The organism is Rahnella sp. GSA61A, assembly GCF_019969905.1.
In the GTDB taxonomy this organism is placed as follows: domain Bacteria; phylum Pseudomonadota; class Gammaproteobacteria; order Enterobacterales; family Enterobacteriaceae; genus Rahnella; species Rahnella aceris.
In genome coordinates this window covers 92,259-108,974 of record NZ_JAHXYO010000007.1, presented here as the reverse complement: position 1 = coordinate 108,974, position 16,716 = coordinate 92,259, and the positions used below count along the sequence as shown (strand labels likewise).

The 16,716-nt window shown below is 52.1% G+C and carries 18 protein-coding genes; 10 read left to right on the top strand and 8 right to left on the bottom strand.

Features of this window, described 5'->3' with window-relative positions; genetic code table 11:
* Positions 1–43: 43 nt before the first annotated feature.
* Together rlmB and LC431_RS11335 are read left to right on the top strand one after the other, a co-directional pair.
* The gene (gene rlmB, locus LC431_RS11340) at positions 44–787 is read left to right on the top strand and encodes a 23S rRNA (guanosine(2251)-2'-O)-methyltransferase RlmB (protein WP_014411562.1); all 744 of its coding nucleotides are present in this window, start codon (positions 44–46) and stop codon (positions 785–787) included.
* A 136-nt stretch (positions 788–923) separates the two neighbouring features.
* On the top strand, positions 924–2,555 hold the full coding sequence (locus LC431_RS11335) for an isovaleryl-CoA dehydrogenase (protein WP_013573772.1): 1,632 nt from the start codon (positions 924–926) through the stop codon (positions 2,553–2,555).
* Here LC431_RS11335 and bsmA read toward each other — a convergent pair whose 3' ends face one another.
* Together bsmA and LC431_RS11325 are read right to left on the bottom strand one after the other, a co-directional pair.
* Entirely contained in the window at positions 2,556–2,867 is a 312-nt protein-coding gene (bsmA, locus tag LC431_RS11330) for a biofilm peroxide resistance protein BsmA (RefSeq protein WP_112152036.1), read from the bottom strand.
* Between the two features lie 96 nt (positions 2,868–2,963).
* The gene (locus LC431_RS11325) at positions 2,964–4,913 is read right to left on the bottom strand and encodes a methyl-accepting chemotaxis protein (protein ID WP_153376579.1); all 1,950 of its coding nucleotides are present in this window, start codon (positions 4,911–4,913) and stop codon (positions 2,964–2,966) included.
* 279 nt (positions 4,914–5,192) lie between these two features.
* On the opposite strand from LC431_RS11325, the gene yjfP reads away from it, so the two are divergent.
* The 5 genes from yjfP (at position 5,193) to rplI (ending at position 7,532) form a co-directional block, all read left to right on the top strand.
* Positions 5,193–5,942 carry an esterase gene (gene yjfP, locus LC431_RS11320; protein ID WP_013573775.1) on the top strand — a complete coding sequence of 250 codons (750 nt, stop codon included), beginning with the start codon at positions 5,193–5,195 and terminating at the stop codon, positions 5,940–5,942.
* A gap of 150 nt (positions 5,943–6,092) precedes the next feature.
* Positions 6,093–6,485 (top strand): 30S ribosomal protein S6, encoded by a 393-nt coding sequence (rpsF, locus tag LC431_RS11315; RefSeq protein ID WP_013573776.1) that lies wholly within the window; start codon positions 6,093–6,095, stop codon positions 6,483–6,485.
* Between the two features lie 5 nt (positions 6,486–6,490).
* The gene (priB, locus tag LC431_RS11310; protein WP_013573777.1) at positions 6,491–6,808 is read left to right on the top strand and encodes a primosomal replication protein N; all 318 of its coding nucleotides are present in this window, start codon (positions 6,491–6,493) and stop codon (positions 6,806–6,808) included.
* A 4-nt stretch (positions 6,809–6,812) separates the two neighbouring features.
* Positions 6,813–7,040, top strand: a complete 228-nt coding sequence (gene rpsR / locus LC431_RS11305) for a 30S ribosomal protein S18 (protein WP_002210155.1) — start codon at positions 6,813–6,815, stop codon at positions 7,038–7,040.
* Positions 7,041–7,079: 39 nt separating this feature from the next.
* The gene (gene rplI / locus LC431_RS11300) at positions 7,080–7,532 is read left to right on the top strand and encodes a 50S ribosomal protein L9 (protein WP_013573778.1); all 453 of its coding nucleotides are present in this window, start codon (positions 7,080–7,082) and stop codon (positions 7,530–7,532) included.
* An 87-nt stretch (positions 7,533–7,619) separates the two neighbouring features.
* Here rplI and LC431_RS11295 read toward each other — a convergent pair whose 3' ends face one another.
* Complete coding sequence (locus LC431_RS11295; RefSeq protein ID WP_013573779.1) at positions 7,620–8,330, bottom strand: LysM-like peptidoglycan-binding domain-containing protein; 711 nt, start codon at positions 8,328–8,330, stop codon at positions 7,620–7,622.
* A 255-nt stretch (positions 8,331–8,585) separates the two neighbouring features.
* On the opposite strand from LC431_RS11295, the gene fklB reads away from it, so the two are divergent.
* The gene (fklB, locus tag LC431_RS11290; RefSeq protein ID WP_037034256.1) at positions 8,586–9,206 is read left to right on the top strand and encodes an FKBP-type peptidyl-prolyl cis-trans isomerase; all 621 of its coding nucleotides are present in this window, start codon (positions 8,586–8,588) and stop codon (positions 9,204–9,206) included.
* A gap of 65 nt (positions 9,207–9,271) precedes the next feature.
* Here the strand turns inward: fklB and ytfE are convergent, their stop codons facing one another.
* Positions 9,272–9,937 (bottom strand): iron-sulfur cluster repair protein YtfE, encoded by a 666-nt coding sequence (gene ytfE, locus LC431_RS11285; RefSeq protein ID WP_013573781.1) that lies wholly within the window; start codon positions 9,935–9,937, stop codon positions 9,272–9,274.
* Between the two features lie 123 nt (positions 9,938–10,060).
* The gene (locus LC431_RS11280; RefSeq protein ID WP_112152038.1) at positions 10,061–12,010 is read right to left on the bottom strand and encodes a bifunctional 2',3'-cyclic-nucleotide 2'-phosphodiesterase/3'-nucleotidase; all 1,950 of its coding nucleotides are present in this window, start codon (positions 12,008–12,010) and stop codon (positions 10,061–10,063) included.
* 198 nt (positions 12,011–12,208) lie between these two features.
* Here LC431_RS11280 and cysQ point away from each other — a divergent pair, with 198 nt between their 5' ends.
* Complete coding sequence (cysQ, locus tag LC431_RS11275) at positions 12,209–12,955, top strand: 3'(2'),5'-bisphosphate nucleotidase CysQ (RefSeq protein WP_013573783.1); 747 nt, start codon at positions 12,209–12,211, stop codon at positions 12,953–12,955.
* A gap of 35 nt (positions 12,956–12,990) precedes the next feature.
* Here the strand turns inward: cysQ and LC431_RS11270 are convergent, their stop codons facing one another.
* Positions 12,991–13,548: a YtfJ family protein gene (locus LC431_RS11270; protein ID WP_013573784.1), complete on the bottom strand. Its 558-nt coding sequence runs from the start codon at positions 13,546–13,548 to the stop codon at positions 12,991–12,993.
* Between the two features lie 309 nt (positions 13,549–13,857).
* On the opposite strand from LC431_RS11270, the gene LC431_RS11265 reads away from it, so the two are divergent.
* Positions 13,858–14,064 carry a DUF1107 domain-containing protein gene (locus tag LC431_RS11265; protein ID WP_013573785.1) on the top strand — a complete coding sequence of 69 codons (207 nt, stop codon included), beginning with the start codon at positions 13,858–13,860 and terminating at the stop codon, positions 14,062–14,064.
* A gap of 113 nt (positions 14,065–14,177) precedes the next feature.
* On the opposite strand, the gene LC431_RS11260 is transcribed toward LC431_RS11265, so the two are convergent.
* Both LC431_RS11260 and msrA read right to left on the bottom strand, forming a co-directional pair.
* Complete coding sequence (locus LC431_RS11260; protein ID WP_013573786.1) at positions 14,178–15,527, bottom strand: hemolysin family protein; 1,350 nt, start codon at positions 15,525–15,527, stop codon at positions 14,178–14,180.
* Between the two features lie 228 nt (positions 15,528–15,755).
* Positions 15,756–16,391 (bottom strand): peptide-methionine (S)-S-oxide reductase MsrA, encoded by a 636-nt coding sequence (gene msrA / locus LC431_RS11255; protein ID WP_014411565.1) that lies wholly within the window; start codon positions 16,389–16,391, stop codon positions 15,756–15,758.
* Between the last annotated feature and the right edge of the window lie 325 nt (positions 16,392–16,716).

The following is a 16,716-nucleotide window of genomic DNA, read 5'->3' as shown; positions in this document are numbered from 1 at the left end:
TTGCGGACAGCTTGCTGTCCGCAAGTCTATTTTAAAGAGCATCATGAGCGAAATTATCTACGGTATTCACTCCGTTAAAGCCTTACTCGACAACGATCCGCAACGCTTTCTGGAAGTCTTTATCCTGAAAGGCCGTGACGATAAACGCCTGAAACCGCTAATCGACGAGCTGGAAGCCAGCGGTATCGTGATCCAGGTGGCGAGCCGCCAGTGGCTGGATGAGAAATCCGAAGGTGCTGTGCATCAGGGGATTATTGCGCGTGTGCGCGAAGGCCGCCAGTATCAGGAAAATGACCTGCCTGCGTTGCTGGAAAGCCTCGATTGTCCGTTCCTGCTGGTGCTGGATGGCGTAACGGATCCACATAACCTGGGTGCCTGTTTGCGTACCGCGGATGCGGCGGGTGTTCATGCGGTGATTGTTCCGCGCGACCGTTCCGCGAAACTGAACGCCACCGCCAAAAAAGTTGCCAGCGGCGCCGCTGAAAACGTGCCGTTGATCAACGTGACCAATCTGGCGCGTACGTTGCGCGTATTGCAGGAGCATAATGTCTGGATCGTCGGCACAGCCGGTGAAGCGGATCATGACCTGTTCCAGAGTAAAATGACCGGCCCGATGGCGCTGGTGATGGGCGCAGAAGGCGAAGGTATGCGCCGTCTGACCCGCGAACATTGCGACGAACTGATCAGCATCCCGATGGCGGGGAGCGTCTCTTCCCTGAATGTTTCCGTAGCCACCGGTGTTTGCCTGTTCGAAGCGGTACGTCAGCGCGGCCTGAAGAAAAGCTGATTGTCGTTTATTGATCCGCTGATTAAACGGGAGCCTCAGGGCTCCCGTTTGCATTTCTGCCTTTGTGATCTGTCCGCCTGTTAATTCCCCGATTTTTACCATACTTACACCATATCCTTTTAACAGGGAGCAGGCGATGGACTGGGAAACACACCGGGTTTTCAATCAACCCAAGCCACTGAGTAACAGCAATTTATTCCTTTCCGACACCCCGTTGCGCGAAGCGGTTTCCCGCCAGCAGGCGGGCTGGGATGCCGATGTCCTGGCGTCCCTCGGGCAACAGTTAGGCTCTGCAGAATCGCTGGAGCTGGGAAGGCTGGCGAATACCAATCCGCCCGATCTTTTGCGTTATGACACCACCGGTGAACGTCTTGATGACGTGCGTTTCCATCCCGCGTGGCATCTGCTGATGCAAGGGTTGATCGCCAACCGCGTGCACAATTTACCCTGGCAGGAAGATGCGCGTATCGGTTCGGTGGTGGCGCGTGCGGCGCGTTTTATTCTTCACGGTCAGGTTGAAGCGGGGACGTTATGCCCGGTGACGATGACATTTGGCGCGATCCCGTTGCTGCAAAAATATCTGCCGCCGGAGTTCAGTGGCTGGATGAAACCGCTGTTATCTGACCGTTATGATCCGCATCTGCAATCTGGCGATCAGAAGAAAGGCGTGCTGATCGGCATGGGCATGACGGAAAAACAGGGCGGCTCTGACGTGCTCAGCAACACCACGCGGGCGACGGCGCTGGAAGGACGCGGCAGCGGAAAACCTTATCATCTGGTGGGCCACAAATGGTTCTTCTCCGTGCCGCAAAGCGATGCGCATCTGGTGCTGGCGCAGACTGATGGCGGACTGTCCTGCTTCTTTCTGCCGCGCGTATTGCCAGACGGAACGCGTAATGCGATCCGCATCGAACGCCTGAAAGACAAACTGGGTAACCGTTCGAACGCCAGCAGCGAAGTGGAGTTTCAGAATGCCACCGGCTGGCTGCTGGGCGAAGAAGGCGAGGGCGTCCGCCATATCCTGAAAATGGGCGGTCATACGCGCTTTGACTGCGCGCTGGGCAGCCACGCTATGATGCGCCGGGCGTTGTCGGTAGCGCTTTACCACGCCTTCCAGCGGCAGGTTTTTGGTAAACCTCTTATCGAACAACCGCTGATGCGCCAGACGCTGAGCCGGATGGCACTGTTGCTGGAAGGGCAGACGATGTTGCTGATGCGTCTGGCTGCGGCGTCGGATGCGCAGGATAATCCGGCGGAAAAATTGTTATGCCGCCTGATGACGCCCGCTGCAAAGTTCGAAGTGTGCCGCCAGGGAATGCCGTTTGTGGCAGAGGCGATGGAAGTGCTGGGAGGGATTGGCTATTGCGAAGACAGCGAGTTGCCGCGTTTGTACCGTGAAATGCCGGTCAACAGTATCTGGGAAGGATCGGGAAACGTTATGTGTCTTGATGTGCTGCGCACGCTGAAAAAACTGCCTGCCAGCGCGGAAATGGTTCAGCAGATTTTGCATCAGGCGCGCGGACAAAACCGCGTCTTTGACCGGGCGTCGCGCCAGTTTTTACAACGGTTGCGCAGGCCGGAAGAAGCTCAGGGGCGCTGGCTTACCGGTCAGCTATTTAACCTGCTGACCGCGACGCAAATGCTGGAGTTTGCGTCGCCACCGCTAGCAGACGCCTGGTGCCGCCTGGTGCTTGATCCGCGTGGAGAAACGCTGTTGCCGGAACGTTTGTGCCAGTTGTTGCTTAACCGGGCGATCGGCGCTGAATAATCAGCGGTAGAGTGTGGCCTGTGAATACCAGCGGCCGGGAATAATAGTTTCGCTGTTAAACATGATCACATAGTAATGCGCACCCGCCGCATCGGCGCGGCGCTGCACTTCTGCTTCGGCATCCATCGGGCTGCCAATCACATCGACCGTGATGCTGCCAATTTTGGTGAGAGTGGAAGTCTGCGCACGGGTAATTTCCTGCGCTTTGGTTGTCACGGCAGGCGGCGGAACCGGCGTGGTTTGCATCAGATTACTGCAACCGCTTAGCGCAACCAGTAACAACAGCGCAGCGGAGATTCGGAGGGATTTCATCGTGATATCCGGTAAAAGGGCGATACCCTGAAGTGTAGCCCTTTCACCGGTGTGCTGGCGAGTCCGCGCGGTGTATATTGCCGCGCAATTCACGTCTTACCGTTCGGAAATTTTAAAGACGCTGACCAGTTGTGAGAGATGGCGGCCTTGTTCGCTGAGCGCCGCCGCAGTTTGCTGTGAATTCTCCACCAGCGTGGCGTTCTCCTGCGTCGCTTTACCAATCTGCATAATGGCAATGTTTACCTGTGAAATACCGGACGACTGCTCGTGCGAGGCCAGATCGATATCGCTCATCAGCACTTTGACCTGGCGAATACCCTGCAAAATATCGTTCATGTTTACCTGCGTTTTGGCTGCACTCTGGTGGCCGTCCTCGACTTTGCTCAGGGAATCCGCGACCAGATTTTCAATCTCCTTCACCGCATTTGAACTGCGCTGTGCCAGCGCCCGGACTTCTGCAGCGACAACCGCGAATCCGCGCCCGTGCTCACCGGCTCTGGCGGCTTCTACGGCGGCGTTAAGGGCCAGAATATTGGTCTGGAAGGCGATGCCCTCGATGACGGTCGTGATATCCGCGATACGCGTTGAGGCGTGCTTAATGGCCTCCATGCTCTCAACCGACTGATTTACTGCATCAGCACCGACAGTGGCCGCTTTGTCGGTCTGTTGCACCAGTTGAGTGGCCTGTGTGGCATTGTCCGCCGTGTTCTGTACGGTAGCGGTGATCTGCTCCATGCTGGCTGAGGTTTCTTCCAGACTGCTGGCTTGCGTGCCGATCTGATGATTAATCTGCTCGCTGTCGTGCGCAAGTCCTTGCGTATTCATCATAATTTCAGAGGAAACCTGCCGGACTTCACCGACAATTTTTTCCAGCCCGTGGCCGATGCCGTCGATCGCATGCATCAGGGCACCAATTTCATCAACACGCTGGGTTTCAGCCCGCGCGCGCAGGTCACCGCTGGCATATTGTTGTGCAATACTCACGACGTCGCTCAGCGGGCGGCTGACCAGCTTGCGCGTCAGCCAGATAAACAGTGCAGCGAAACATGCCAGCGCCAGCAGGCTCACCATCAGGAAGTGATTACGCGTGCTGTTGACCTGTTCCACCAGGCTGTTTTTATCGGTACTGCCGACCACCACCCAATGCCAGGCCGGCACATTCGCATATACCATGAATTGCTGATGCTGGCTGGTTGCGTCAGTGTATTCACGCTGGCCTTTTGGCTGTGACATGACCTGCTGCAGTTCGCCTTCAGGCCACGCTGGCGTTTTTCCTTCATCAGTGAAGTGCACCAGATATTTACCGAGATCTTTACCGGGTGCGCTGTTCAGCACAAAGAAATAGCCTTTCTCGCCAATGCGTTTGGACAGGATCTTCTGGCGCATATCAGCATATTCCTGGGTGATATCCACACCCACAAATAAAATCCCAATCACGCTGCCCTGCGTATCGCGCACCGGCTGATATTTGGTGATGTATTTTTTGCCGAACAGCGTTGCCAGTCCGCTGAAAGGTTGCCCTGCCATAATCTGTGCGTAAGCCGGGCTGCTACTGTCGAGCAAGGTGCCGATGGCGCGGGTGCCGTCCTGTTTTTTCAGGGACGTGGTTACGCGGATAAAGTCATCGCCGCGGCGTGCAAACACTGTGGAAATTGCGCCGGTGCGCGCCAGAAAATCATCGGGGATTTTGCTATCCAGATTCAGTGGCGTACCGCCTGCTTTTATGACAGGTGCTGACTGATCGCCCACCATCATCGGGCTGGTAGTATCAAGTTCGAAATCCGATGGCAGAAAATGGCTGAACAGACGCGTATAGCTGTCCACTTCCGCATTCAGGCTGGCATTGTACATTTCGATCATGTCTACCACACCGGTCACCTGCTCGGAAATGGCGTTAACGGCCAGTTCATTGACCTGCTTTCCGGCGGAGTGAGTCAGTGACAAAGTGAAAATAATAAATAAGGAACCGACCAGCAGGGAGGCGATGCTGGCCAGTTTTGCGCCTATGCTCCACCGTCGAAATGAGCGTTTTGATGCCGTTTTCATGGGTTTTTCCCGTTAGCTTCTGATAGCGCACTAACGGCGGAGAACGGGAAAGGATTAACGATCAAATGTAACTATTTATTTCATGTAAAATTGATCTGAATCAATGAAATAAATATAAATGTGTGAATTTGAATTAAGGTCAGCCAACTGAAAAATGCGGATTTTGAATAACGGGTTATAAATCATACGAAAAAGGTTGTGGTCGCCGTTTTGCAGACCCGTAGAATGTCAAAACTCACAGAGGCCGATATTTTTTCTAAATGCACAGGGGAAAGCACGATGGTTGAGATGTACGAAGAAAATATTGAAGGGATCCAGATCATTCATGCCGTGCCAGCCGGACAGTATCAGCAACAACTTCCGACGATTTTTTTCTATCATGGTTTTCTGTCTTCCAAAGAGATTTACTCATATTTCGGCTACACGCTGGCAAAGGCGGGTTTTCGCGTGATATTGCCTGATGCATTAATGCACGGTGCGCGCGCAGAAAACGACGAAGCGCGATGTCTGGCGAATTTCTGGAGCATTTTGCAGAACAACATTGATGAACTGGCGTGTCTGAAAGACGAGTTTGTCGGACGCGGTCTGGCGGATCCGCAGCGTTTAGGCGTCGCTGGCGTTTCGATGGGGGGCATGACCACCATGGCGGCGCTGATCAAATTCCCATGGATTAAAGCGGCGGCTAACCTGATGGGCTCTGGTTATTTCGCGCGTTTATCTCACCACCTTTTTCCAGCTTACAACGCCGGTGGCATTGTGCAGCGTGACGTATTTGAACGCGAAATCGCGCCTTTGCTGAGTCTGGATTTCACCGGGAAAGCGGCGTTAATCGCAGATATTCCGTTGTTTGTCTGGCACGGTGAAGAAGATGATGTGGTGCCTTTTGCTGAAAGCCAGCGCTTGCGGCAGGAACTGGCTGAAAGCGGTGCAGATGATAATCTGACCTTTATTTCTGAAGCTGGCGCGAAGCATAAAGTCTCGGTTCATGCGCTGGCAGAAGTCACGGCATTCTTCGCTGCAAAGCTGTAGAGAAATTAATCTGCCTTTCTCCTTGAGTTTCCCACAGGCTGTACATATAATTGCGCGTCATTTTTTCGACCGCACACAAACACGTTCCTTGCTTCCATGGGCCGCGGTTGACCCTGACAGGAGGCTGAATAATCCGTAAGGAGCAATTCGATGCGTCATTACGAAATCGTTTTTATGGTTCACCCTGACCAAAGCGAACAGGTTCCGGGCATGATCGAGCGTTACAGTGCAGTAATCACTAACGCAGCTGGTCAGATTCACCGTCTGGAAGACTGGGGCCGCCGTCAACTGGCTTACCCGATCAACAAACTGCACAAAGCCCACTACGTTCTGCTGAACGTTGAAGCTCCGCAGGAAGCGATCGATGAGCTGGAAACTAACTTCCGCTTCAACGACGCCGTTATCCGTAGCATGGTTATGCGTACTAAACACGCGGTAACTGAAGCATCTCCAATGGTTAAAGCAAAAGACGAGCGTCGTGATCGCCGCGAAGACTTTGCTGAAGCTAACGATGATGCTGAAGCTGGGGATTCTGAAGAGTAATTGCCGTGACGGCGAATCGTCTGGTGTTGTCGGGCACTGTGTGCAAGACCCCCATTCGTAAAGTCAGTCCTTCGGGCATTCCACACTGCCAGTTTGTGCTAGAGCACAAATCGTCGCAGCAGGAAGCCGGATTTAACCGACAAGCATGGTGCAGAATGCCCGTGGTTGTCAGTGGACAAGCGTCACAAGCATTAACTCACAGTATAACGGTCGGCACGCAACTCACTGTGACCGGATTCATTAGCTGCCATCAAGGGCGCAATGGTCTGAATAAAGTGGTGTTACATGCCGAGCAGATTGATTTGATAGATTCTGGAGACTAGCCTAATGGCACGTTATTTCCGTCGTCGCAAGTTCTGCCGTTTCACCGCGGAAGGCGTTGTAGAGATTGATTACAAAGACATCGCTACACTGAAAAACTACATTACCGAAAGCGGTAAAATTGTCCCGAGCCGTATTACCGGTACTCGTGCAAAATACCAGCGTCAGCTCGCTCGTTGCATCAAGCGCGCTCGCTACCTTTCATTGTTGCCATACACTGATCGTCATCAGTAATCGGCCACTGTCTATTAACGACTTTGAGAGGATAAAGTAATGCAAGTTATTCTGCTTGATAAAGTAGCAAACCTGGGCAGCCTGGGTGATCAAGTTAACGTTAAAGCGGGCTACGCTCGTAACTTCCTGGTACCACAGGGCAAAGCTGTTCCTGCTACCAAGAAAAACGTTGAGTTCTTCGAAGCACGTCGTGCAGAACTGGAAGCCAAACTGGCTGACGTTCTGAACGCTGCTGAAGCTCGCGCAACTAAAATCAACGAACTGGGTTCAGTAACCATCGCGTCTAAATCAGGCGACGAAGGCAAACTGTTCGGCTCTATCGGTACTCGCGATATTGCTGATGCAGTAACTGCTGCTGGCGTTGAAGTTGCTAAAAGCGAAGTTCGTTTGCCGAATGGCGTTCTGCGTACCACTGGTGAACACGAAGTTGAGTTCCAGGTACACAGCGACGTATTCGCTAAACTGAACGTAGTTGTGGTTGCTGAAGCGTAATAGCGCTGAAGTTAACCTGTGAAACGCCGGCCATGTGCCGGCGTTTTGCTTTTCTGCATGATGAACAATGCAAAGATAAGAAGCCGATCAGTTACCGCGCTGGAAACTGCCGTCCGGCTGACGGGTAAACGTCACGGTAACATTTTGATCCGTTGTCACTTGCAGGGCCATGACCATCCCCTGCGCATCACGCTGTATCTTCACTTCCTGCCCGGTTTTCAGGGTACTCAGTGGTTTGTCCGCCCCTTCTACCCGTGCCATCGAAAATACGTCATTTACTGCCATATTATTATCGCGGAACAACTGCGCCAGCGTCTGACCCGACTGCACCTGATAACTGCGCCACGTGCCGCTGTTGTCATTACTCTGCGGCTGAACAGGCTCAGGCTGCGCCATTTGCGTTGTGCGGCCCTGATCGTTACGCAAATCGGCCTGCATCGGGATACTTGCCGGTTGTTGCGGTTGCGACGGCGCATAGGTGTTTTCTGGCGTATAGGGCCACAGTAATGCCAGCAGGATGACCAGCACAGCCAGAATAATGCCGCGGCGGTGCGCATACGGCAGGGGCGACAACCAGTGGAAATCGTCGCTCATGTGCCAGATTTTGCTCAGCAGCGTTTTGCCCCGGGCGGCGGCGGAAGTACCGGTTTCCGTTTCTGCAGAAGTGATTTCACTCTCGCTTTCACTCTGCGGTGCTGTGGTGTCTCGCATCGGCCTTTTCATAATGGCAATCCAGGATCTCAACATGGGTTGATAAATACGGATGGCTTTCCTTCTCCTGGGCGGGATTCTGCCCATGACGACCTCTCTTGTTAACTGTCGTAATGTCGACTGCCTGTTGCTGCCTAGTATAGCCGTTTAACTGCTTGATGCGGAAAGGGACAAAGCACAAATATCACCCGAACGATGTCGTGAATGGCGTCAAATGCGAAAAATTTACCGAAAAGGGAAAGGAACTGCGCCTGCCGTCATGTTGCCTCACAGAGAATTTTACCCAAAAGCCTTGCGCTGCTATGCTGCGCGTTCGACATTTTTAAGAGCTAAGGAAATTTCATGACTACCCCTTCATTTGACAGCGTAGAAGCGCAGGCAAGTTACGGTATCGGCCTGCAGGTCGGTCAACAGTTGCAGGAATCAGGTTTGCAGGGTTTAGAGCCTGACGCACTGCTGGCAGGCTTACGCGACGCGCTGGAAGGGAATACGCCAGCCGTTCCTGTTGATGTGGTTCACCGCGCACTGCGTGAAGTCCACGAACGTGCTGATGCTGTTCGTCGTGAACGCCAGGAAGCTCTGGCTGTTCAGGGTCAGGAATTCCTGGCTGCAAATGCACAGCGCGAAGGCGTGAGCAGCACCGAGTCTGGTCTGCAATTCTCTGTCATCACCCAGGGCGAAGGCACCATTCCGGGCCGTCAGGATCGCGTACGTGTTCATTACACCGGTAAACTGATCGACGGTACCGTGTTTGACAGCTCCGTACAGCGTGGCGAGCCGGCTGAATTCCCGGTCAATGGCGTGATCGCAGGTTGGATCGAAGCACTGACCCTGATGCCTGTCGGTTCTAAGTGGGAGCTGTATATCCCGCATAACCTGGCTTACGGCGAACGTGGCGCGGGGGCTTCCATCCCTCCATACAGCGCGCTGATCTTCGAAGTTGAGCTGTTGGAAATTCTGTAATTCCTTCCGGATAGCAGAAACAAGAAAGGGCGCATATGCGCCCTTTTTTACCTCTGAAACCTGAATTATTCGCCACGCAGCGCGCGCGGGAACAACAGGTTGTTTTCCAGATGGATATGCTCCATCAGGTCGGTGATGAATTCGTTGATCCCGGCATACAGCGCCCGCCAGGTCACACACGCCCCTTCCGGCGGCGTCACGTTATTGGTCAGACGTTTAATCTCTTCAAGAATCTGCCCCGCATCATCGTGCTCACGTTCCATGACTGAAATCGGACCGGCAGCCTGACGGCCCATTCCGCCGCGGATCATCGGGAACAGGATCTGTTCTTCTTTCATCATATGGCTGGTCAGTTCTTCCAGAATCAGTTGCAGCTGAACCGCCAGACCGTGGGGACAAGGCAATTTGTCACCGTGTACCCGTTCCACTTTCTCTGCCATCAGAACCAGTTCAGGCAGCTCCTGACGGTGGCGGTCATGGTAGCGAGGAATAATAAAATCGATAATTTGCGCCAGCGGTGCGGTTTTCCAGTCAGTGGAGGTATCCGGCAGCCGGGCAATTTCAGCAATCTGCTGTTCGATGAGATCAATATCCAGCTCTTTTTTGGTGACGGCGCGCAGCAGGGTTTGTTTACCGCCACAGCAGAAATCGAGATCGTACTGACGGAACAGACGGGTAGCGCGCGGAATGGCAACAGCCAGAGCGCCAAGGGGTTGGTCGCGATAGTCCATGATGAAGCCTCGTTAAATGAAGGAATTTATAACATGCATTATAAATACATGTTTAAGGCGCGGCTATAGCTCAAAGGAAGTACAGAAAGAAAAAACGCCCCGGGCGGGGCGTTTGACAGGGCATTATTTTTGCAAATCGACCTGATAAATCTCAAAACCTATGGCATCGGTGCCTTTGGCCATCATCGGGTATTGCGCGTGAGACTGAATAAAGGCCGCCGCTTTGTCGCCAGGAGACGTTTCGAAACGGATATCCAGCGGTTGCGTTGCTGCAATTTTCGCCAACTTCCAGTTGTTGTCCGCCGTTGGCGTGACCGCGCCTGCTTTTTTGGTTTCGGCACTGATGTACGCCGCAACCACGGAACGGTTTTCATCCGGTGACGCGAAAGCAATGTGTTTATCGCCGGTGCCTGCGAATTTTCCGCCGTAAGCCCGGTAATTATTCGTGGCGACCAGGAAGGTGGCTTTCAGGTCTATCGGCTTACCGTTGTAGGTCAGGTTTTTAATGCGTTCTGCATCTTTATTAATCAGTGCGCATTCACCATCGAATTTTGCCGGCTGGCTGACATCAACTTCATATTTCACGCCGTCGATAACGTCAAAATTATAAGTACGGAAGCCATCCCAGTTGATCAGCGGTTGTGGTTTGGTGCTGTGAATATCGATTTGATTAAACTGTCCGGCAGAACATTCCAGCCAGTCTTTGACTTCCTGTCCGGTGACTTTCATCACCACCAGTGTATTCGGATACAGATACAAATCTGCCGCATTGCGGAAAGTCAGCTCGCCTTTTTCCACTTCCACGAAACTGGCCGGATCGTTTTTACGTCCGCCGACTTTAAAGGGTGCAGCAGCAGAAAGTACCGGCAGATCGGCTAAATCCGGGTCACCCTGAATGAAATGTTCGGTATAGGCTTTCTGCGCATTATTGACGATTTGTACCGTCGGGTCGTCCTGAACCAGTGCCAGATAGCTGTACATGTTGTCGGTGGATTTGCCGATTGGCTTACTGACAAATTTACGTGTTGCGTCATGAGAAGGGGCGAGCACTTTCACCAGACTCTGATCTTCCGCCGCCAGAGATTTCTTCTGCTCTTTATCGTAAATCGGGCGCGCTTCAGCTTTAGCCGTTTCGACTTTCCAGCTGCCACTGTCGTTGTTCAGCACCATATCCACGACACCAAGATGGTCGCCCCACATGCCGGGCATCACGGCAGGAACACCATTCAGCGTGCCTTGTCTGATGTCCGCGCCTTTGATGCTGGCGAATTCCTCACTCGGGAAAACCGCGTGCGCATGGCCGAACATAATGGCGTCGATGCCTTTCACCTGGCTCAGGTAATACACCGAGTTTTCTGCCATGGTTTTGTATGGGTCGCCGGAAAGACCAGAGTGCGGGATGGCGACAATGATGTCGGCACCTTGCTTACGCATTTCGGGGATCCACTTTTTAGCGGTTTCGGTGATATCCGCCACAGTGACTTTGCCTTGCAGATTAGCTTTGTCCCAGACCATGATTTGCGGCGGCACGAAACCGATATAGCCGATGCGGAGATTATGGGTTTTACCTTCCCGGTCTTTTACCGCGTTATCGGTGATCAGGAATGGTGTGAACAGCGGCTTACCGGTTTTATCATCAATGACGTTGGCATTTACGTAAGGAAACTTCGCCCCGGCCAGCGCTTTTTTCAGATAATCCAGACCGTAGTTAAATTCGTGATTACCGAGATTACCGACCGCATAATCGAGTGTATTCATCGCCAGATAAACAGGATGGACGTCGCCCTGTTTCAGGCCTTTCGCCGCCATATAATCGCCCAGCGGGCTGCCCTGTATGATGTCGCCGTTATCGACTAATACTGAGTTGGTGACTTCGTTCCGTGCCGCATGGATCAGGCTCGCGGTGCGCACCAGTCCAAATTTATCGGTCGGTTTATCTTTGTAGTAATCGAAGTCCATCATGTTGCTGTGCAGGTCCGTGGTTTCCATAATACGCAGATCCACCTGTGACGCCTGAACGGATGCTGCCGTCAGTACCGCCAGCAGGGATAACGTCAGATGACGTTTATTCATTGCCTTGCCTCCAGAGAAAGGGATGATGCCCGTAAGAGAAAACCGGATATGTATCTCAAAATTTGCTGAGAATGTAATCAGTTGTCATGGATAAATGTGAGATGTAACAGCTTTATGACGTGTTCACATTACGGGATGGCTATTCGCGGCAAAAAAAACTAGGCTTGAGAAATGAGAATCAAAGCACTGAGGTAAACGATGTTAGAGCAAATTTGTCAGTTAGCGCGCGATGCGGGTGACGCGATCATGGCGGTGTATGACGGTGAACAACCGCTTGATGCGCGCCATAAAAAAGACGATTCGCCGGTCACCGCAGCAGATATTGCAGCGCACAACGTGATTAAAGCCGGCCTGCAAACGCTGGATCCGCAAACGCCGATGCTGTCGGAAGAAGACCCGCAAAGCTGGAGCGAGCGCCAGAACTGGACGCGCTACTGGCTGGTTGATCCGCTGGACGGTACCAAAGAATTCCTGAAACGTAACGGTGAATTCACCGTTAATATTGCGCTGATCGAAGACGGTATCCCGGTGTTAGGCGTGGTGTACGTGCCGGTGACCAAGGTGATGTACAGCGCCGCAGAAGGCAAAGCCTGGAAAGAAGAGCAGGGCGAACGTCAGCAGATTGCAGTGAAAGAAGCGCATCCGCCGCTGGTGGTCGTCAGTCGTTCACACTTCAGTAATGACCCTGAATTGCAGGATTACCTGGCGCAACTGGGCGAACATCAGACGGTAGCGATCGGCTCGTCGCTGAAATTCTGTCTGGTGGCTGAAGGTGCGGCACAACTTTATCCGCGCTTCGGACCGACCAATATCTGGGATACCGGCGCCGGTCATGCTGTCGCGCTGGCTGCCGGTGCGCAGGTACATGACTGGAAAGGGCAGACGCTGAACTACGTGCCACGCGAATCGTTCCTGAATCCGGGCTTCAGAGTGTCTTTATTCTGATATGACACCCCGGTTTACGCCGGGGTTTTTACGTTTTATTCTTTTACCAGCTGATCCACCAGCATAATCACCTGCTGGACTTCCTCCGGTGACAACTGCCCGTCTTTGGCGAATTTAATTACCCCGTGTTTATCCAGAACCACCACCGCTGAACTTTCCGGTTGCAGGTCCCATGCCTTTTTCACCGCACCGTTGCTGTCGACAATTACCTGCGACCACGGGAATTCACGTTTGCCGCTTTCTATGCTTTTACGCACAAACATGCCGGTACCGATAATAGCGTCGTCGGTATTGACGATAGTCGTGGTCTGATAACGGTCATGGGGCAAATTCGCGGCTCTGATCGCCGTAATTAGCGGTTCGTTCAGGGCCTTGGCGCTGCTTCTTCCCGCCATGTGCTGCACAATACGCACTTTTCCAGGAAGTTTTGCGCTGTTCCATTTGCTGTAACTGAATGCATCCTTAACGTCATTCAGTTCGCCTTTATCATCCACCCCGACCGGTGCCAGACGCTGGCCGACGGTAAAGTTGTGGGCAGATGCAAAAAGCGAAAATGTCATAAAAGTGATCACAAAAAGACTTCTTAAAAGCATAGATTCTCCGGGGCGCAAAAGAACAGTCACGCCAATCATAGGACGCCCTAAGTGGTCTGTCCTGTTGGTATGTTAAATTTGTGTTGCTGATTACAAAATTGCCACATAAAGCAGGGTTATACTGTGTTTGAATGTCAGGGTTTAAGACAATACTGAAAATCAATGTAAAAGCAGTTAAATCCACTGGCAATACCTGAGTGCCCTGCTATGTTATAGGTCTCTTCACTGCAAAACACTTTTCTGTCCCGGTATCTGTCGCCTTGCGACGTGGCCGGTACCTGCAGTGATTTAACGGAGAACAATAGAAAAATGAGAATATTCCAGCGTTACAATCCGATGAAAGTCGCAAAGTACGTTAAGACACTGTTTCGTGGACGTTTGTATATCAAGGACGTCGGCGCTTTTGAATTCGACCAAGGCAAGATCCTGTTGCCTAAGGTACGCGATAAGCGCCACTTTAGCGTGATGTCTGAAGTTAACCGTCAGGTTACGCATTTGCAGGCAGAAATGGGCTAAGTGTGCCCTGCGTGTTGTCACTGCTTTATAGCAGTGTGCGCAAAAAGAAACGGCTCCCTGAAGGAGCCGTTAGTGTTTCTGGCGTTTGAATTTTCCACGCTTGAAAAAGCGCCTTACCCCTGCGCTTTCTTGTCGTCTTTAATTTCCTGCGGCGTTTTTGGCAGCAGCGGTGCAGCAGGCTGGTCGACAATACGCGTCACCAGCAACTGATCAATCTTATAGCTGTCGATATCGACCACTTCAAATTTGAAGCCGGAGAATTTCACAAAATCCGTACGCTTAGGGATCTTGCGCAGCATGAACATCATGAAGCCGCCGATGGTTTCATAGTTACCGGATTGCGGGAATTCTTCGATATGCAGCACGCGCATCACGTCTTCGATTGGCGTACCGCCTTCAACCAGCCATGAATGCTCATCACGGGCCACAATCTGTTCTTCCATACCCTGACCCACCAGATCCCCCATCAGTGTGGTCATCACGTCGTTAAGCGTGATAATACCCACCACCAGCGCATATTCGTTGAGGATCACGGCAAAGTCTTCGCCTGCCGCTTTGAAGCTTTCCAGTGCTTCGGAAAGCGTCAGCGTATCCGGCACAATCAGCGCATTGCGGATTTGCACACCGCTGCTCAACATTAAGCTCTGATTACCCAGCACACGGTTCAGTAAATCTTTCGAATCAACATAACCGACGACCTGATCAATATGACCGTCACACACCAGGAATTTGGAATGCGGGTGTGTGGCGATTTTCTCTTTAATACTTTCTTCGCTTTCACGCAGGTCAAAATAAATCACGCTTTCACGCGAGGTCATTGACGACGGAACGGTACGGGATTCCAGCTCGAACACATTCTCAATCAGTTCATGTTCCTGCTTACGCAGTACGCCCGCCAGCGCACCGGCTTCAAAGACGGCATAAATATCGTCGGAAGTGATGTCGTCGTTACGCACCATGGGCAGCTTGAACAGACGGAAAATCATGTTCGCCATACCGTTGAAGAACCACACCATCGGGCGGCAAATCATCAGACAGAAACGCATCGGGTTGACTATACGGACGGCAACCGACTCAGGTGAAATCATACCGATGCGCTTCGGTGTCAGGTCAGCAAACAAAATGAACAGGCTGGTGACCAGCACGAACGAAAAGATAAAGCTGATCTGATCCGCCATTTCAGGCGACATAAAGCGGATAAAAAAGGTCCGGAAAGCCGGGGAAAATGCGGCATCACCCACGATACCACCGAGGATGGCGACGGCATTGAGGCCAATCTGCACCACGGTAAAGAACAGGCCAGGGGTTTCCTGTAACTTCATGACACGGGAGGCATTGACGTTTCCTTCGTCTGCCAACTGTTTGAGTTTTATTTTGCGGGAAGCGGCCAGCGATATCTCTGACAGCGAGAAAAAGGCACTGATCGCGATTAATAAGAGAATCAGTAAAATACTGTTTAACATAATCTATCCGTTTAACACCGGAATTAACCGGCAGAGAAAGGCACTCATTATTTTTGTTGCTTAAAGAACACCCTTTTTAAAAAAACATTAAAAAGCTGTTCAGAAGAAAAAAGCGTTAAGGATGAAAAACAAAGATAATTGCCAGAAATAGTTTTCAAGGGCCACTTTTGTGACCCGCATAGTATAGCAGCAGCACTGAGACTGCCGCCAGCGCTTAAAAATCCCGCATTATTGCGGCGGCAGACAGACGCCTATGCCGCCTAATCCGCAGTAACCTTCCGGGTTTTTGAACAGATATTGCTGATGTTCATCTTCCGCATAATAGAACGGCAGGGCTTCGGTGATTTCCGTGGTAATAGTGCGCTTATCGTTCGCTTCGTCCATAGCCTGCTGGAAACTCGCCAGACTTGCCAGCGCCTGATCCTGTTGTTCTGCGCTCAGCACATACAGCGCGGAGCGATATTGCGTGCCAATATCGCCGCCCTGACGCATACCCTGCGCCGGGTCGTGATTTTCCCAGAAAATCTGCAACAGTTTTGTGTAGCTGATAATCGCCGGGTCAAAGACTACGCGCACGACTTCCGCATGACCGGTCTGGCCGGTACACACTTCACGGTAGGTCGGGTTGGGAGTGAAACCGCCGCTATAACCGGCTGCCGTACTGTAAACCCCTTCCTGTTGCCAGAACAAACGCTCTACGCCCCAGAAGCAGCCCATCGCAAAAATCGCGACTTCCATGTTGTCAGGAACATGCGTCATTGAGTGGCCACTTACTGCATGAAGGGTTGCCACCGGCATCGGGGTTGTACGGCCAGGTAACGCTTCTGCCTGCGTGACAGACTGCGTTTTATCGGAAAGTTGCACCACAGAAAACTCCAGTTGTTGCTTTAGTGAACGAGGTTTGTCACAAAAGGTTTGTACGAATAACAACGACCAACAGGTCAGTGTTAGTTGTATCTGATTGCGTCTTTGCACACAATACGAAGGACGTTGCTTCGTCGTTGAACATTTTCAGGGGATTAGCACTAAAATGCTTTCATCAGACTTTAAAAAGATGAATCTGCCAAAGATGGGCAGATAATCTCCGGCGGGCATCTGATATTTTAACAGGACAGTAAAATTTAGCAGGAGTGCGTGTGCCACGATATCGTGAACTGGGTTTGTTATTTGTACTGCTGGCCCCCTCACT

Bases quoted from the DNA above. Each gene is read 5' to 3' on its own strand.
- LC431_RS11325 (WP_153376579.1), bottom strand. From the start codon at position 4,913: ATGAAAACGGCATCAAAACGCTCATTTCGACGGTGGAGCATAGGCGCA.
- ytfE (WP_013573781.1), bottom strand. From the start codon at position 9,937: ATGGACTATCGCGACCAACCCCTTGGCGCTCTGGCTGTTGCCATTCCG.
- rplI (WP_013573778.1), top strand. From the start codon at position 7,080: ATGCAAGTTATTCTGCTTGATAAAGTAGCAAACCTGGGCAGCCTGGGT.
- LC431_RS11265 (WP_013573785.1), top strand. From the start codon at position 13,858: ATGAGAATATTCCAGCGTTACAATCCGATGAAAGTCGCAAAGTACGTT.
- LC431_RS11260 (WP_013573786.1), bottom strand. From the start codon at position 15,527: ATGTTAAACAGTATTTTACTGATTCTCTTATTAATCGCGATCAGTGCC.
- rpsF (WP_013573776.1), top strand. From the start codon at position 6,093: ATGCGTCATTACGAAATCGTTTTTATGGTTCACCCTGACCAAAGCGAA.
- LC431_RS11295 (WP_013573779.1), bottom strand. From the start codon at position 8,330: ATGGGCAGAATCCCGCCCAGGAGAAGGAAAGCCATCCGTATTTATCAA.
- rpsR (WP_002210155.1), top strand. From the start codon at position 6,813: ATGGCACGTTATTTCCGTCGTCGCAAGTTCTGCCGTTTCACCGCGGAA.
- LC431_RS11335 (WP_013573772.1), top strand. From the start codon at position 924: ATGGACTGGGAAACACACCGGGTTTTCAATCAACCCAAGCCACTGAGT.
- rlmB (WP_014411562.1), top strand. From the start codon at position 44: ATGAGCGAAATTATCTACGGTATTCACTCCGTTAAAGCCTTACTCGAC.
- LC431_RS11270 (WP_013573784.1), bottom strand. From the start codon at position 13,548: ATGCTTTTAAGAAGTCTTTTTGTGATCACTTTTATGACATTTTCGCTT.
- bsmA (WP_112152036.1), bottom strand. From the start codon at position 2,867: ATGAAATCCCTCCGAATCTCCGCTGCGCTGTTGTTACTGGTTGCGCTA.
- LC431_RS11280 (WP_112152038.1), bottom strand. From the start codon at position 12,010: ATGAATAAACGTCATCTGACGTTATCCCTGCTGGCGGTACTGACGGCA.
- fklB (WP_037034256.1), top strand. From the start codon at position 8,586: ATGACTACCCCTTCATTTGACAGCGTAGAAGCGCAGGCAAGTTACGGT.
- yjfP (WP_013573775.1), top strand. From the start codon at position 5,193: ATGGTTGAGATGTACGAAGAAAATATTGAAGGGATCCAGATCATTCAT.
- cysQ (WP_013573783.1), top strand. From the start codon at position 12,209: ATGTTAGAGCAAATTTGTCAGTTAGCGCGCGATGCGGGTGACGCGATC.